12 protein-coding genes are annotated in these 14,379 nt (G+C 71.1%); 10 read left to right on the plus strand and 2 right to left on the minus strand.

Translation table 11 applies throughout. The annotated features are described in order from the left end of the window. Nucleotides 1–169 precede the first annotated feature (169 nt). From VFV21_RS09355 to hda, 3 genes are read left to right on the plus strand one after another with little or no spacing between them, the layout of a single operon-like run. Nucleotides 170–1,324, plus strand: coding sequence for a DUF2066 domain-containing protein (locus VFV21_RS09355; RefSeq protein WP_329669158.1), 1,155 nt, complete (start codon nt 170–172; stop codon nt 1,322–1,324). After that, entirely contained in the window at nt 1,321–2,439 is a 1,119-nt protein-coding gene (locus tag VFV21_RS09360; protein ID WP_329669159.1) for an AI-2E family transporter, read from the plus strand. The genes VFV21_RS09355 and VFV21_RS09360 overlap by 4 nt, the downstream gene beginning before the upstream one ends. Beyond that, complete coding sequence (hda, locus tag VFV21_RS09365; protein ID WP_329669160.1) at nt 2,436–3,134, plus strand: DnaA regulatory inactivator Hda; 699 nt, start codon at nt 2,436–2,438, stop codon at nt 3,132–3,134. Before VFV21_RS09360 ends, hda begins: the two co-directional genes overlap by 4 nt. 3 nt (nt 3,135–3,137) lie before the next feature. Here the strand turns inward: hda and murU are convergent, their stop codons facing one another. Together murU and VFV21_RS09375 are read right to left on the minus strand one after the other, a co-directional pair. Further along, nucleotides 3,138–3,824: an N-acetylmuramate alpha-1-phosphate uridylyltransferase MurU gene (gene murU / locus VFV21_RS09370; protein WP_329669161.1), complete on the minus strand. Its 687-nt coding sequence runs from the start codon at nt 3,822–3,824 to the stop codon at nt 3,138–3,140. Continuing rightward, a complete protein-coding gene (locus VFV21_RS09375) occupies nt 3,821–4,822 on the minus strand; it encodes an aminoglycoside phosphotransferase family protein (RefSeq protein ID WP_329669162.1) in 1,002 nt (333 codons plus the stop codon). Before VFV21_RS09375 ends, murU begins: the two co-directional genes overlap by 4 nt. A 142-nt stretch (nt 4,823–4,964) precedes the next feature. Here VFV21_RS09375 and VFV21_RS09380 point away from each other — a divergent pair, with 142 nt between their 5' ends. The 7 genes from VFV21_RS09380 to VFV21_RS09410 all read left to right on the plus strand — a co-directional run bounded on the left by VFV21_RS09380 (nt 4,965) and on the right by VFV21_RS09410 (nt 14,287). Then, complete coding sequence (locus tag VFV21_RS09380) at nt 4,965–6,443, plus strand: mannose-1-phosphate guanylyltransferase/mannose-6-phosphate isomerase (protein ID WP_329669163.1); 1,479 nt, start codon at nt 4,965–4,967, stop codon at nt 6,441–6,443. Nucleotides 6,444–6,546: 103 nt separating this feature from the next. Next, on the plus strand, nt 6,547–7,692 hold the full coding sequence (locus tag VFV21_RS09385; protein ID WP_329669164.1) for an MraY family glycosyltransferase: 1,146 nt from the start codon (nt 6,547–6,549) through the stop codon (nt 7,690–7,692). Between the two features lie 10 nt (nt 7,693–7,702). Continuing rightward, nucleotides 7,703–8,500 carry a tyrosine-protein phosphatase gene (locus VFV21_RS09390; protein WP_329669165.1) on the plus strand — a complete coding sequence of 266 codons (798 nt, stop codon included), beginning with the start codon at nt 7,703–7,705 and terminating at the stop codon, nt 8,498–8,500. 29 nt (nt 8,501–8,529) lie between these two features. Beyond that, nucleotides 8,530–9,255 (plus strand): polysaccharide biosynthesis/export family protein, encoded by a 726-nt coding sequence (locus tag VFV21_RS09395; RefSeq protein WP_329669166.1) that lies wholly within the window; start codon nt 8,530–8,532, stop codon nt 9,253–9,255. Between the two features lie 25 nt (nt 9,256–9,280). Next, nucleotides 9,281–11,566: a polysaccharide biosynthesis tyrosine autokinase gene (locus VFV21_RS09400; RefSeq protein WP_329669167.1), complete on the plus strand. Its 2,286-nt coding sequence runs from the start codon at nt 9,281–9,283 to the stop codon at nt 11,564–11,566. Beyond that, complete coding sequence (locus tag VFV21_RS09405; RefSeq protein ID WP_329669168.1) at nt 11,566–13,041, plus strand: DnaJ domain-containing protein; 1,476 nt, start codon at nt 11,566–11,568, stop codon at nt 13,039–13,041. Before VFV21_RS09400 ends, VFV21_RS09405 begins: the two co-directional genes overlap by 1 nt. After that, the gene (locus VFV21_RS09410) at nt 13,034–14,287 is read left to right on the plus strand and encodes a hypothetical protein (RefSeq protein WP_329669169.1); all 1,254 of its coding nucleotides are present in this window, start codon (nt 13,034–13,036) and stop codon (nt 14,285–14,287) included. The genes VFV21_RS09405 and VFV21_RS09410 overlap by 8 nt, the downstream gene beginning before the upstream one ends. The last annotated feature ends 92 nt before the right edge of the window (nt 14,288–14,379 follow it).

A 14,379-nucleotide genomic window follows, 5' to 3' on the forward strand; every position in this document is an offset into this window, starting at 1 on the left:
CGGGCGCGGGGAAGGGCGGCATTCTATCAAGGCGATCGGGACTGAAGTCCCTCCCACAGGGTCCCGGACCCTGTGGGAGGGACTTCAGTCCCGATGCTCTCCGCCCGAGGTTGGACGCCCCGGCCCGCATTGCGGCACCATGCAGGCTGTGTTTTCAGCGAATCCCCCCATGCGCCCCAGCTTCCTGAATCCCTGCCTGCTCGTCCTGTTCGCGGCGCTCGTGCCGGCTGCGGCGATCGGGACTGAAGTCCCTCCCACAGAGGCTTCCGCGCCGGAGCCGGTGGCCGGGCCGCTGGCCGATGCGCCGGCGGGCGGGCTGCCGGCCGAGCGGGACCTGAACCTTTACCAGGGCCAGGTGACGCTGATCTCGCAGGGCGCCGGCGAGCGCCGCGCCGCCACCGCCCGCGCCCTGGCCCAGGTGATGGTGAAGCTGACCGGCGACCCGCAGGCCGCCAACCACCCCGTGGTGCGCCGCGCCCTGGCCAGCGCGCAGACCCTGGTCACCACCAGCGATACCCGCGAATCAAGCGACCAGCAGGGCAACACCGCCATCGGCGGCGTGCCGGTCTACCGGACCACGATGAGCTTCGCCTTCGAGCCCAACGGCGTCGATGCACTGGTGGCCGCCGCCGGCCTGAAGTACTGGGGCGGCAGCCGCCCGCGGCCGATCCTGTGGCTGGCGATCGACGACGGCCGCGGTGCGCGCCTGGTCAACGCCCAGCAGCTGGCGGTGGTGAAGCCGCTGGCCGAGCGCGGCCTCGAGCGCGGCCTGCGCTTCGGCATGCCGGCCGGCAGCGCGGTCGAGCAGGCCGCGGTGCAGACCGTGTGGAGCCAGACGCCAGCGCCGATGCTGCCGCTCACCGCGCGCTACGGCGGCCAGTGGCAGCTGCTGGGCCGCGTCTACCGCGCGGGCGCCGGCTGGACCGCCGACTGGGTGCTGAGCGATGGCGAGGCCGAGCTCTCGCGCTGGTCGTTCAGCGACGCCAGCCCGCAGCGCGCGATCGCCTCGGGGGCCGACGGCGCCGCCGACGCCATCGCCCGCCGCGACGCGGTGCCGCTGCAGGCCGGTGAACCGACCCTGCTCGCCATCGCCGTCACCGGCCTGCGCGACGGCACCGATTTCACCCGCGCGATGGGCTACCTGCAGACGCTGGCGGTGGTGAAGGGCCTGCGCGTGGTGCGCGCCGAGGCCGACGTGCTGTCGCTCGAGCTCGACCTGGCCGTGGGCGCGGAGGGCTTCGACCGCTTCGTGGAAGCCGGCAGCGTGCTGGCCGCGGAGCCCGCCCGCGGCGACGGCGTGCCCACGTACCGGCTGCTGCCGTGACCGCGCCCGCCGCGCCGCTGCCCGACCCGTTCAGCGACCGCCGCCGCTGGCAGTGGCTGGCCCTGGCCGCCGCAGTCGGCGTGATGGTGTGGCTGCTGGCGCCCATCCTCACCCCGTTCGTGGTCTCGGCCTTGCTGGCCTGGCTCGGCGAGCCGCTGGTGCGCCGCCTCGAGCGCGGCGGCCGCTCGCGCTCGATCGCGGTGCTGATGGTGTTCTCGCTGATGACGCTGGTGATCGTGCTGGCGGTGCTGCTGCTGATCCCGCTGATCGAGAACCAGGTGTCGGCGTTCATCGACTGGCTGCCGCGCTTCGGCGCCTGGGTCACCGGCACCGCCGTGCCGTGGGCCGAGCAGCGTTTCAAGATCGAGCTGGCGGGCTACATCGACCCGAGCGCGATCATCGAACTGCTCAAGCAGCACTGGCAGGAAGCCGGCGGCGTCGCGGCGACGGTGTTCGGCGGCGTGTCTAAGTCGGGCATCGCCATCCTGGGCTGGATCGCCAACCTGGCGCTGATCCCGGTGGTCACGTTCTACTTCATGCGCGACGGCGCCGGCATGCTGGCCAAGGTGCGCGACCTGCTGCCGAGGCCGGTCGAGCCGGTGGTGACCCGGCTGACGCACGAGTCGGACCAGGTGCTGGGCGGCTTCATCCGCGGCCAGCTGAGCGTGATGATCGCGCTCGGCGCGATCTACGCGATCGGCCTGACGGCGGTCGGCGTCGACCTCGGCATCCTGATCGGCATCGTCGCCGGCCTCGTCAGCTTCGTGCCCTACCTCGGCGCGATCGTGGGCCTGGGCGCGGCGCTGATCGCCACGCTGGTGCAGCACGGCGACCTGATGCACCTGGCGCTGGTGCTGGGCGTGTTCGGCCTGGGCCAGCTGCTCGAAAGCTTCTGGCTGACGCCGTGGCTGGTGGGCGACAAGATCGGCCTGCACCCGGTGGCGGTGATCTTCGCGATCATGGCGGGCGGCCAGCTGTTCGGGTTCCTCGGCGTGCTGCTGGCGCTGCCGTTCGCGGCGGTGTTGGTGGTGGTGATGCGCTATGCGCATGCGCGCTACACGGCGAGCCAGCTTTATGGTGCCGACGACGCCGCCCTCCCACAGAAAGAGCCGTGAGCACCCCGCAGCTTCCGCTGTCGCTGCGCACGCCGCCCGACCAGCAGTTCGACGCCTTCCACGGCCAGCCGGCCGTGCGCGACGCGGTGCGCGCGGGCGCGCGCGGCGAGGCGGGCGACTGGCTGTTCCTCGCGGGCCCGGCGGGCAGCGGCAAGACGCACCTTTTGCTCGCCGCCTGCGCCGAAGCCTCCGCCGCCGGCCGGCGCGCTGCGTACCTGCCGCTGGCCGCGTTCGCCGGGCGATTGGGCGATGCGTTGGCCGCGCAGGAAGGCAGTGCGCTGCTGTGCCTCGACGGCCTCGACGCGATCGCGGGCCGCCGCGACGACGAGGAAGCGCTGTTCCATTTCCACAACCGGGCGCGCGCCAGCGGCGCCGTGGTGATCTACGCCGCGCGCGGCAACCCGGCCGCGCTGGGCCTTCGGCTGCCGGACCTGGTGACGCGCCTGGGGCAGTGCGTGCGCTTCGCGCTCGAACCGCTCGATGACGCCGGCCGCCGCGAAGTGCTGCGCCAGCGCGGCGCCCGCCGCGGCCTGGAACTCGACGACGCGGTGCTCGATTACCTGCTGCGCCGCGTCGACCGCGACCTGGCCAGCCTGACCAAGCTGCTCGAGCGCATCGACCGCGCCAGCCTGGCCGCGCAGCGCCGCATCACCATTCCCTTCCTGCGCACGCTGCTGCAGGACGGCGCGGCCTAGCCTTCAGCCCAGCGCCGCGAGCCGCTCCGGCGTGCCCACGTCGGTCCATTCGCCGCGGTGGTGGCGGCCATCCACCGCGCCGCGGGCCATGGCGGCGCGCAGCAGCGGCGCGAGCTTGAAGCGCGGCGGCGTTTCGTCGGCGCCCGGGGCGGGGCCGATGACGTCGCGCCAGTCCGCCAGTAGCGCGGGGCGGTACACGCCGATGCCGGCGAAGGTGAGGCGCGCGGCGCCGTCGGCGTGCAGCCGGCCCTCGGCGTCGAGTGCGAAATCGCCGCGCGGGTTGTGGTCCGGGTTGTCCACCATCACCAGGTGCGCGAGGCCGCGCGGTTCCCGCGGCAGCGCCGCGAAATCGACATCACAAAAGATGTCGCCGTTCACCGCCAGGAAGGGTGCGTCACCCAGCAGCGGCAGCGCGTGCAGCATGCCGCCGCCGGTTTCCAGCGGCTCGGCGCCTTCGCGCGAATAGTGCAGGCGCAAACCCCAGCGCGAACCGTCGCCCAGCGCGGGCTCGAAGCAGTCGGCCAGCCAGGCGAGGTTCACCACCACGTCGCTGACGCCCGCCGCGGCGAGCCGCTCGAGGTGCCAGGCGATCAGCGGCTTGCCGCGCACCGGCAGCAAAGGCTTGGGCGTGTGGTCGGTCAGCGGACGCATCCGCTCGCCCTTGCCCGCCGCGAACACCAGCGCCTTCATGGGCGCGGTTGTGTCAGGTCGGTGCTGCCGATGATGCGCTCGAGCAGCGCGACCAACGGCGCGGTCTCGGGATAGCGGGCACCGACGTCGCGGGTGTAGCGCCACACCAGCGGCAGGTCGAGCAGGTAGCCGGCCTTGCCGTCGCGGTACCAGAGGCGGCAGAAGATGCCGAGCACCTTCAGGTGACGCTGCACGCCCATCAGATCGAAGGCGCGCAGGAAGGTGGCGGTGTCCACCGTGGTCAGGCCCTCGGCGACCAGGCGCTGGCGGTACTCCTCGACCCAGGCGTTCACCCGCGCCTCGGGCCAGGCGATGTAGCAGTCGCGCAGCAGCGAGACGAGGTCGTAAGTGACCGGGCCGCGCACGGCGTCCTGGAAGTCGATCACGCCCGGGTTGTCGCGCGGGGTGACCAGCAGGTTGCGCGAGTGGTAGTCGCGGTGCACGAAGACCTGCGGCTGCAGGCGGGCGTTGTTCACCAGCGCGCGGAAGGCGGACTCGATGACGTCCCACTCCTCGCACTCGGGCGTGTAGCCGAGGTGGCGCTTGAGCAGCCACTCGGGCATCAGCTCCATCTCGGTGACCAGCCGCGCCTCGTCGTAGGCGGGCAGGTCGCTGGCGTCGGCGCGCAGCTGCATCGCCAGCAGCGCGTCGAGCGCGGCGCCGTAGAGCCGGTCGGCGGTGGATTCGTTCAGTTCGGGCAGGAACAGGCGGTCGCCGAGGTCTTCCATCACCACGAAGCCGCGGTCCGGGTCGGCGGCCTGGATCTCGGGCACGTGCACGCCGGCGCGGGCCAGGCGCGAGGCGACGTCGAGCCAGGGGCGGATGTCCTCGCGGTCCGGTGGCGCGTCCATCACGATCCAGCTGCGGCCGGCGGAGTGGCTGCGCCAGTAGCTGCGGAAGGAGGCGTCGTTGGAGGCGCGCTCAAGCGTCGCGTCCGGGTCGGCCAGGGCCTGGCGGGTCCATTCCAGGCGAAGGGCATCACGGGTGGGCAAGGTCATACCGCGATTATCACCCGCCGGGCACCCTGTAGGAGGGCCTTCAGGCCCGAAGCTTTTCGCCGAACAGCTTCGGCCCTGAAGGCCCTCCTACAATCCGGCGGGGCAGGGCATCATGGAGACCTGTATTCCAAGGCAAATCCCTATGCCCCAGATCATCCCCGTCCTGCTCTCCGGCGGCTCCGGCACGCGGCTCTGGCCGCTGTCTCGCGAGACCCACCCCAAGCAGTTCCAGCCGCTGGTGGGCGAGCAGTCGCTGCTGCAGGCGACCTGGCAGCGCCTGGCCGGGCTCGAAGGCGCGGCCGCGCCGATCGTGGTGGCGAACGAGGAGCACCGGTTCATGGTGGCCGAACAGCTGCGGCAGGTCGGCGTCACGCCGTCGGCGCTGCTGCTCGAGCCCGTGGGCCGCAACACCGCCCCGGCCATCGCCGCGGCCGCGCTGCAGACCCAGGCCGGCGGCGCCGACCCGCTGCTGCTGGTGCTGCCCTCCGACCACGTGATCCGCGACGAAGCCGGCTTTCGCGCCGCCGTGCTGGCCGCCGCTTCCGCGGCCGAGGCCGGCCAGCTGGTCACCTTCGGCATCGTGCCCACGGGTCCCGAGACCGGCTACGGCTACATCAAGACCGCCGCATCCCCTGTGGGAGGGACTTCAGTCCCGACGCTTTCCGGCGAGACGCCATCGGGACTGAAGTCCCTCCCACAGGGTCCCCGGGCCGTGGAGAGGTTCGTGGAGAAGCCCGACCTGGCCACGGCCCAGGCCTACGTCGCCAGCGGCGATTACTTCTGGAACTCGGGCATGTTCCTGTTCCGCGCCTCGCGCTACCTCGGGGAGCTGGCCGCGTTCGCGCCCGCCATCCTCGCCGCCGCGAAGGCCGCGCTGGCCGGCGCCAAGCGCGACGTGGACTTCCTGCGTCTCGACCGCGCCGCCTTCGAAGCCTGCCCGTCCGACTCCATCGATTACGCGGTGATGGAAAAAACTTCCCACGCGGCCGTACTGCCCATCGACGTGGGCTGGAGCGATGTAGGCTCGTGGTCGGCGCTGTGGGAGATCGCCGACCAGGATCCGGACGGCAATGCCCACCACGGCGACGTGCTCGCGATCGACTGCCGCAACACGCTGGCCTGGGGCGGCCGCCGCCTGGTCAGCCTGCTGGGCCTGCAGGACGTGATCGTGGTGGATACCGACGATGCGCTCCTGGTGGCTGCGAAAGACCAGGTGCAGAAAGTCAAGGAGATAGTTTCTGCCCTCAAATCGCAGGGTCGGTCGCAGGCCAGCGTGCACCGCAAGGTGTATCGTCCCTGGGGTAGCTACGACGGCATCGACAGCGGCGACCGGTTCCAGGTCAAGCGCATCGTGGTCAAGCCCGGGGCCGCGCTCAGCCTGCAGATGCACCACCACCGGGCCGAGCACTGGATCGTGGTGAGCGGCAGTGCCCGCGTTACCTGCGATGACAAGGTGTTCCTGCTGGCCGAGAACCAGAGCACCTACATCCCGCTGGGCAGCAAGCACCGGCTGGAGAACCCGGGCAAGGTGCCGCTGGAGCTTATCGAGGTGCAGTCGGGCAGCTATCTCGGCGAGGATGACATCGTGCGGTTCGAGGACGTGTATGGCCGCAATGCCTGAGGCGATGCACGGCTGAAACCTCCGGCCGGCACGCTGGCGTCACGACGGGATCCCCGATGGCGGCCCCTGGGCCGAAACCCGCAAGGATTACGTTAGAGACGGCATGGACTACCTCAACCTCATCCACCAGCTCGACGGCCAGGCCTGGCAGCGCATCGTGTTCAGCTTCGCGCTGTGCGCCCTGCTGCTGCCGCTGGCGCTGCCGCTGGCGCGCCGCTTCGGCCTGGTGGACCACCCGGGCGGCCGCAAGGACCACGGCTGCGCCATGCCGGTGGTCGGGGGCCTCGTCATTTACTTCGTGGTGGTGGCCGGCTTCCTGCTGTTCGAGGAAACCCAGAGCCTGCGCACCGCGGTCTTCCTGGGCGGCGCCGGCCTGCTGGTGCTGGTGGGCCAGCTGGACGACTACTTCGACCTGCGCTGGACCTGGCGCATCGGCGCGCAGTCGCTGGCCGCGCTGCTGATGGCGCTGGTGGGCGGCGTGATGGCCACCAACCTGCAGGATGTGTTCGGGTTCACCGGCGCCAACATCGGCCTGCTGGCGGTGCCGTTCACCGTGTTCATCGTGGTCGGCGTCATCAATGCGCTGAACATGGCCGACGGCGTGGACGGCCTGGCCGGCAGCCTGTCGGTGGTGGCGCTGGGGCTGTACGCCTGCTTCGGGCTGTATTCGGGCAACGTGCTGGTGGTCGAACGCATCCTGGCGGTGGCCGCCGCGGTCGTGGGCTTCCTGGTGTGGAATGCGCGCTTCCCGTGGCAGCCGCGGGCGCGGGTGTTCCTGGGCAACGGCGGCAGCATGCTGCTGGGTTTCACCATTGCCTATGCCTCGGTGCGCCTGTCGCAAAGCCCCGACCATCCGATCTCGCCGGTGCTGGGCCCGTGGGCGCTATCGCTGCCGCTGATCGACTGCGTGGCGCTGATGCTGCGCCGATGGCGCCAGGGGCGCTCGCCGTTCGCGGCCGACCGCCACCACATGCACCACATGCTGCTCGACGCCGGCTTCCGCGCCACCGCGGTGGTGGCCATCATCGCCGGCGGCTCGCTGCTGCTGGGCCTCGCCGCCGCGGTGGCGGTGAAGCTGGGCGTGTACCGCCCGCTGATGGTGCTGGCCTTCTTCGTGCTGCTTGGCGCCTGGTATGCGTTCAGCGTCGATTACGACCGCGCGGTCGCCAGGCTGGCACGCTGGCGCGGCGGCGACGCCCGCGCGGTCGCGGTGCCCAGCCGGGACGCGGCCGAGTCGGAAGCGCACTGAGGGCCCCGTCATGATCGACCTGCACTGCCATTTGCTGCCCGGCATCGACGATGGCCCGACCACGCTCGAGGTCTCGCTGGCGATGGCGCGCTGCGCGGTGGACGACGGCATCACCTTTACCGCCTGTACCCCGCACATCTACCCCGGGCTGTACGAGAACAACCGCGCCGGCATCGAGGCCGCGGTGCAGGCACTGCGCACCGCGCTGGCCGAGGCGGGCATCCCGCTGCAGCTGGGCACCGGCGCCGACACCCACCTCGCGCCCGACCTGGCCGGCGGCATCCGCGACGGCCGCGTGCCCACGATCAACGGCAGCCGCTACCTGCTGTTGGAGCCGCCGCACCACGTGGCGCCGCCGCGCTTCGACGAATCCGTGTTCACCCTGATGGCCGCCGGCATCGTGCCGGTGATCACCCACCCCGAGCGCCTGAGCTGGATCGAGACCCACTATTCCGTGTTCACCGACCTGGTGAAGCAGGGCGCGTGGATGCAGCTCACCGCCGGCAGCCTCACCGGCCGTTTCGGCCGCCGCCCGAAGTACTGGGCCGAGCGCATGCTCGACGAAGGCCTGGTGCACATCCTCGCCACCGACTCGCACCACATCGACAAGCGCCCGCCGCTGCTGGCCGAAGGCCGCGAAGCCGCGGCCGCGCGCGTCGGCGCCGAGGAGGCCTGGCACCTGGTGCGCACGCGCCCGCAGGGCATCCTCGACGACCTGCCGCCCGGCCAGCTGCCCCCGCTGCCGGCGCGCCCGCCGGTTCCTGAACGCCGCGCCGGTTTTTGGCAGCGCCTGTTCGGCACCGCATAATGCTCCGCCCGGGCCCCCCAGGAGATTCCATGATCCCTTCCATCCTCCGGACGCTCGTTGTCCTGTTCCTGTCCGCGGCGCTCGTGGCCTGCGGGACGTCCAGCAGCGGCTCCGTCCGCGCCGGCACCACCAAGGCGGTCACCACCACCGACAGCCTGGCGGCGCCCGACACCACGGCCGAGAGCGGTGCCTTCACGGGCGTGTCCGATTACCGCATCGGCGCGCTGGACATGCTCCAAATCACCGTGTTCCAGCTCGACGACCTCGACCGGGAAGTGCGGGTGAACACCAGCGGCATGGTGTCGCTGCCGCTGATCGGCGCGGTGCAGGCGGGCGGCAAGACCGTTTCCGAGCTCGAGGCCCTGATCGCCAGCAAGCTCTCCGAGACCTACCTGCAGAACCCGCAGGTCAGCGTGTTCGTGAAGGAATTCACCAGCCAGCGCGTGACGGTGGAGGGCGCGGTGCGCAAGCCCGGCATCTTCCCGATCACCGGCCGCACCACGCTGCTGCAGGCGGTGGCGATGTCCGAAGGCCTCGACCCGCTGGCGGACCCGTCGTCGGTGGTGGTGTTCCGCACCATCGAGGGCCAGCGGATGGCCGCGCTGTTCGACCTGCGCGCGATCCGCGCGGGCGACGCCGAGGACCCGCTGATCTACGGCGAGGACATCATCGTGGTCGACCAGTCGGGCGGAAAGACCGCCATCAAGTCCATTACGGACGCGCTGCGCGGCATCGTCGGATTCCGCACGTTCTGATCGCAACGAAGGACACCCTGACTCCATGAGCCAACACGAGCCCGAAGGGCAGGGCGCCGGCCTGCCGGCCCCCGCCGACGACGCCGCCGCCAGCAAGGCGCTGGCGGTGGCGCGAAGCCAGGCGCTCAGCCTCGAGCTGCGTTCGCAGGACAACGCCGAGAACAGCGACGAAATCAACCTGCTCGACTACTGGCGCATCATCGTCAAGCGTCGCTGGACGGTGCTGGGCGTGCTGGCCATCGTGTTGGCCACCACCCTGGTCGGCACCCTGCTGATGACGCCGGTGTACCGCGCCAGCACCACCGTGCAGATCGAGCGCGACACCATCAAGGTCGTCGAGGTGGAGGGGTTCACGCCGACCGAATCGCCGGCCGACCGCGACTTCTACCAGACCCAGTACGAACTGCTGAAGAGCCGCTCGCTGGCGCAGCGCGTGATCTCGCAGCTCGACATCGCCAGTGATCCGGCCTACCAGGACATGACCGCTCCTTCGCCCTGGAAGGCGCTGCTGGGCGGTGGCGACGAGGACGAAGAGACCCTGTCCGCCGACGAGCTGGCCTCGAAGGAGCAGCGTGACCAGACCCGGATGACCAACTGGTTCCTGGCCAACCTGAGCATCGAGCCGGTGCGCAATTCGCGCCTGGTTCGCGTGCACTTCGACAGCGAGGACGCCGAGTTCTCCCGCCGCGTGGTGAACGCCGTGGCCGAGGCCTACATCGCTTCGAACCTCGACCGCCGCTTCGACGCCTCCACCTATGCGAAGGACTTCCTGGAAGACCGGCTCGAGCAGCTCAAGCTCAAGCTCGAGGACTCCGAGAAGGAGCTGGTGGCCTTCGCCCAGCGCGAGAAGATCGTCGACGCCAACGACGGTTCCTCCCTGTCCACGCAGAGCCTGGGCGAGCTCAACACCGCCGTGGCCAAGGCGCAGGACGAGCGCATCCGCGCCGAGGCCCGCTGGCGCCAGGCCGAAAGCGCCGGCGGCATGGGCCTGGCCACCGTGCTCGAAAGCCCCATCGTGCAGACCCTGCAGGAGCAGCGCGCCAAGCTGTCGGCCGAGTACCAGGACAAGCTGAGCGTGTTCAAGCCGGCCTTCCCCGAGATGCTGCAGCTCAAGGCGCAGATCGAGGAAACCGAGCGCCAGCTGGCGGCCGAGGTCGGCAACATCAAGGCTTCTATCCGCGCCGACTACCAGGCCGCGTTGGCGCAGGAAGAGCTGCTCAAGTCGCAGGTGGGCCTGCTGCGCGACGAGGTGCTGGACCTGCAGAGCCGCTCGATCCAGTACAACATCCTCAAGCGCGAAGTCGACACCGCCCGCCAGCAGTACGACGCCCTGCTGCAGCGCTACAAGGAAATCGGCATCGCCGGTGGCGTCGGCACCAACAACATCTCCATCGTGGACGTGGCCGAGACCCCGACCAACAAGCACAAGCCGCGCCTGGCCCTGAACCTGGCCGTGGGCCTGATGCTGGGCCTGTTCGGCGGCGTGCTGCTGGCCTTCGTGTTCGAGTACCTGGACGACACGCTGAAGGCGCCGGAAGACGTCGAGAAGCAGCTGGGCCTGTCGGTGCTGGGCGTGATCCCGATGCTGAAGGCGCCGATGACCCCGGCCAAGGCGCTGGAGGACCCGCGCTCCGCCTTCGCCGAGGCTTACCGCTCGGTGCGCACCGCGCTGCAGTTCGCCACCGACACCGGTGTGCCCCGAAGCCTGCTGATCACCAGCTCCACGCCTTCGGAAGGCAAGTCCACCACGGCGCTGACGCTGGCGCGCAACTTCGCCCAGCTGGGCAAGCGTGTGCTGATCATCGACGCCGACCTGCGCAACCCCTCGCTGCACCGCACGCTGGGCGTGGACAACAGCGCGGGCCTCAGCAATTACCTCGCCGGCGCAGTGAAAGCCACCGAGGTGATCCACGCCACCGACACCCCGGGCCTGATGTACATGAGTACCGGCCCACTGCCGCCCAACCCGGCCGAGCTGCTGATGGGCCCGAAGATGCTCAGCCTGATCAGCATTGCGCGCGAGAAGTTCGACCAGCTGATCATCGACGGCCCGCCGGTGATGGGCCTGGCCGACGCGCCTATCCTGGGCAACCTGGCCAACGGCACGCTGCTGGTGGTGGAGGCGGGCGAGACCCGGATCGCCGTTGCGCGCAATGCGCTCAAGCGCCTGCTGGCGGCGCGTGCGCACGTGGTGGGCGGCCTGCTCACCAAGTTCAGCCACAAACACGCGGGCGATGGCTACGGCTACGGCGGGTACAACTACTACTCGTACGGCGGCCAGGAAGAACAGAAGAAACTGGGACGCCGCTGATGCCCGGCGCCGGCCACGCACTGGAGCAGGCGCTGGCCTACTACCGTGCGCCGGCGCTGCTGGCGATGGCGGCGCAGCGGCCGCTGCCCGAGGACGTGATCGTGCTGCTGCGCCTGGCCGCGGGCGACCGCGCGCAGGCGGCGCAGTCGGCCGAGGCGAGCGGTGAGTCCCCGGAGCGCGTGGCCGAAGCCGCGGTGTTCTTCGTGCAGCAGGTGATGTTCGCCGCGAACGCCGACCCGCACCGCGTGCTGGGCGTGAACCCCGACGCGCCGCCCGCCCGCATCCGCGAGCACTACCGCTGGCTGGTGCGCTGGCTGCACCCCGACCGCAACGCCGACGACTGGGACAACGTGTACGCCGACCGCGTCACCCGCGCCTGGCAGCAGTTGCGCCGCAGCGGCGCGCTGGCGGGCGAGGGCGAAGGCGAGGTCGAGCCGATCGAGCGCCGCGCCACCCCGCGCGACGAGGCGCCGGCCGCCAAGCCCTCGGTGCTCGCCGCCACCCGCCTCGCGCACGTGTCCCGCGAACAGCCCGCCGCGCCGATGATTTCCGCCCGCACCGCCCGCCAGCTCCCGGCCTTCGTGCTCGGCGGCCTGGGCCTCGCCGCCGTCAGCCTGGTTGCGCTGCTGTGGTACGCCCAGCAAAAACCCCCACGCACCCCGTCGCTCGCCACGCCCCCTGTGGGAGGGACTTCAGTCCCGATCGCTTCCCCCGAATCCGCCCCCCTGGCCGACCCGCCCGCATCATCGGACGCGCCATTGACCGCGGCGTTTCCTAACGCCGAGGTACTCGCGCCGACGTCGACGCCCACACCGCAGAGCCTCGGGACTGAAGTCCCTCCCACAGAGTTCGCGCCAGGCGCGGCCATCGGCCAGCCCGTGGTGGCCACTTCGCCGCGTGCACCCCAGCCCCCACCCGTCACCGCGACGCCCCCTGTGGGGGGGACTTCAGTCCCGATGGCCGCGCCCCAGCCAACCTCGCCACAAACGCCATCCCGCGCGCGCCCCGTCGACATCGCCGCTGCACCGGCACTGGTGCCTGCCGAGGCCGTTGCGGCGACGACGGTCGAGAGCTTCGGGACTGAAGTTCCTCCTACAGGGGGGGCAGGTGTCGAAGCGAAGATCGAGGAGGGCGCGGCGCATGCGGTGCTCGACGATTTCACCCGCGCGTATGCGGCCGGCGACATCAATGCGCTGATGCGGCTGTTCACCCGCGATGCCATCAACAACCGCGGCGGCCGCGAGGCGATTGCCTACGACTACCAGGCGCTGTTCGAGGACACCCGCGAGCGGCGCCTGGCGCTGATGCCCAACGGCTGGATCGCGCGCGACGATGGCGCCGTGGTGCTGGCCGCGTACGAGGCTTGGACCAAGGAAGGCCGCCTGCGCCCGGGCACCACCACCCGCGGCGACATCCGTTTCACCCTGCGCCGCGAAGACGGCCGCCTCAAGATCAGCCAGGTGATCCATGACTGACCCCGTGCCGCGCCAGCGCGTGCGCCGACTGCTGTTGGCGCTCACCACCGGCGTGCTCATCGTGCTCGGCGCCCGCGCGCTGACCAACAGCGTGGCCGACCACTACGCCATCTCCGACCCGGAGCGCGCGCTCAGCTGGCGCAGCGACCATCCCGAGGCGCTCTACCGCCAGGCCCAGCGCCTGGCCGACGACCCGGCCCAGGCCGAAGCCGCCGCCGACCACGCCCGCCGCGCCCTGCGCGCCAACCCGCTCGACGGCCGCAGCTACCGCGTGCTGGGCACCCTGGCCGAATCCGCGGGCAACCGCGATGAAGCCGCGAAACTCTTCCGCATCGCCGCCCAGCGCACCCCGCGCGACCAGCTCAGCCAGGCCTGGCTGCTCGACTACCACCTGGCCGAAGGCGACCTGCCCGCCGCGATGCAGAACGTGGACCTGCTGCTGCGCGTGAACCCGAAGCTGTTCCCCGGCATGGAGCCGATGCTGCTCTCGCTGGCCGGCGCGCCCGCCGCGCATGACGCGCTGGCCGAGCGCCTGGCCACCTCGCCGCCGTGGCGGACGCGCCTGCTGCAGGTCGTGGCGAACAAGGCGCCCGAGGCCGCCGCCGTGGCGCCGCTGTTCGAACGCCTGCGCAAGGCGGAAGGCGGACTCACCCCGGCCGAGCTCACGCCGTGGCTGGACCGCCTCGGCCGCGAAGGCCAGTGGGGCCGGGCCTACCTGGTGTGGGTGAGCCAGCTGCCGCCCGAGCGCCTGGCCGGGCTGGGCAATGTCTTCAACGGCGGCTTCGAGTGGGAGCCGGGGCAGGGCGGGTTCGACTGGCGCTTCGGCCGCGTGGCCGGCGCCCGCATCGACCGGCTGCCGGTGGAGGGCGCCGTGGACCGGCTGGCCCTGCGGGTCGCGTTCGAGGACCGCCGCGTACCCTTTGCCCATGTGCGCCAGCTGCTGGCGCTCGGCCCGGGTCGCTACACGCTGTCGGGCCGGGCGCGCCCGGACAACCTGCGCACCGAGCGCGGCCTGGTCTGGACGGTGAGCTGCACCGCCGGCGGCCCGCCGCTGGGCGAAACCGAGCCCCTGCGCGGCAATGGCCCGTGGCGCGCGTTCGAGCGCGGGTTCTTGGTGCCGGCCGAAGGCTGCCCGGCCCAGTGGCTGGTGCTGCGCCTGCCGGCCCGCATCCCCGCCGAGCAGCGGATCGGCGGCCGGGCCTGGTTCGATGGGCTGAAGATTTCTCGGGATCGCGTAAGTAATTGATCGGTAACAATTACCCAATACCCTGATGTTCAGGTTCAAGGCCAGAAAAGGGTTGTCATGCCCTCCCTTGAGGTCTAACCTACAAGCCTTGT

It is taken from the genome of Arenimonas sp. (assembly GCF_036275555.1).
Lineage (GTDB): Bacteria > Pseudomonadota > Gammaproteobacteria > Xanthomonadales > Xanthomonadaceae > Arenimonas.

Bases quoted from the DNA above. Each gene is read 5' to 3' on its own strand.
- VFV21_RS09405 (WP_329669168.1), top strand. From the start codon at position 11,566: ATGCCCGGCGCCGGCCACGCACTGGAGCAGGCGCTGGCCTACTACCGT.
- VFV21_RS09400 (WP_329669167.1), top strand. From the start codon at position 9,281: ATGAGCCAACACGAGCCCGAAGGGCAGGGCGCCGGCCTGCCGGCCCCC.
- VFV21_RS09385 (WP_329669164.1), top strand. From the start codon at position 6,547: ATGGACTACCTCAACCTCATCCACCAGCTCGACGGCCAGGCCTGGCAG.
- VFV21_RS09390 (WP_329669165.1), top strand. From the start codon at position 7,703: ATGATCGACCTGCACTGCCATTTGCTGCCCGGCATCGACGATGGCCCG.
- VFV21_RS09380 (WP_329669163.1), top strand. From the start codon at position 4,965: ATGCCCCAGATCATCCCCGTCCTGCTCTCCGGCGGCTCCGGCACGCGG.
- VFV21_RS09395 (WP_329669166.1), top strand. From the start codon at position 8,530: ATGATCCCTTCCATCCTCCGGACGCTCGTTGTCCTGTTCCTGTCCGCG.
- murU (WP_329669161.1), bottom strand. From the start codon at position 3,824: ATGAAGGCGCTGGTGTTCGCGGCGGGCAAGGGCGAGCGGATGCGTCCG.
- VFV21_RS09355 (WP_329669158.1), top strand. From the start codon at position 170: ATGCGCCCCAGCTTCCTGAATCCCTGCCTGCTCGTCCTGTTCGCGGCG.
- VFV21_RS09410 (WP_329669169.1), top strand. From the start codon at position 13,034: ATGACTGACCCCGTGCCGCGCCAGCGCGTGCGCCGACTGCTGTTGGCG.
- VFV21_RS09375 (WP_329669162.1), bottom strand. From the start codon at position 4,822: ATGACCTTGCCCACCCGTGATGCCCTTCGCCTGGAATGGACCCGCCAG.